This is a genomic window from Pseudomonas sp. PDM09, from assembly GCF_014852305.1.
In the GTDB taxonomy this organism is placed as follows: Bacteria; Pseudomonadota; Gammaproteobacteria; order Pseudomonadales; family Pseudomonadaceae; genus Aquipseudomonas.
Genome location: NZ_JACVBI010000027.1, coordinates 1 through 487, shown reverse-complemented (window position 1 = coordinate 487; position 487 = coordinate 1). Strand labels below are relative to the sequence as shown.

The window sequence follows — 487 nt, the reverse complement described above, 5'->3', positions numbered from 1 at the left end:
ACATCCACGGAGAACTTATGACGAACATCCTGGACAAAGGAACAACGTCAATCTCACTGGTGCATGAAGCTCTATATAGCGCTAAGCAACGAGGCATGGATCTGGCCCTTGCGCTAGCAAATGCGGACATTGACCCTCAATTGCTTGATGCCCCAAGAGCTAGAATTTCAGCTGTTTCTTTTGCTCGTCTGTGGGTGGAACTGGCAGACCTGCTGGATGACGAGTTTTTTGGCATTGATAGTCATCCAATGCGTCGAGGCAGCTTCAAACTGATGTGTCACGCGCTACTCGATTGCTCAACCTTGGGACAGGCTTTACCTCGGATGCTCTCGTTCTTGCGGTTGGTACTCGATGACATTCATGGCGAGCTATACGTCAAGGAAGACCAAGCGTTTATCGTCCTGCAGGATCAGGGGATATTGCGACGACTGTTTGCTTACGGCACCTGGTTTATCTTGGTACATGGCCTGTCATGCTGGCTTGTAAA

The 487-nt window shown here is 49.7% G+C and carries 1 protein-coding gene; it reads left to right on the top strand.

Features of this window, described 5'->3' with window-relative positions:
• Positions 1-17 precede the first annotated feature (17 nt).
• Positions 18-487, top strand: a 470-nt coding sequence (locus IB250_RS28515) for an AraC family transcriptional regulator ligand-binding domain-containing protein (protein ID WP_192347024.1), incomplete at its 3' end; no start/stop codon positions are given.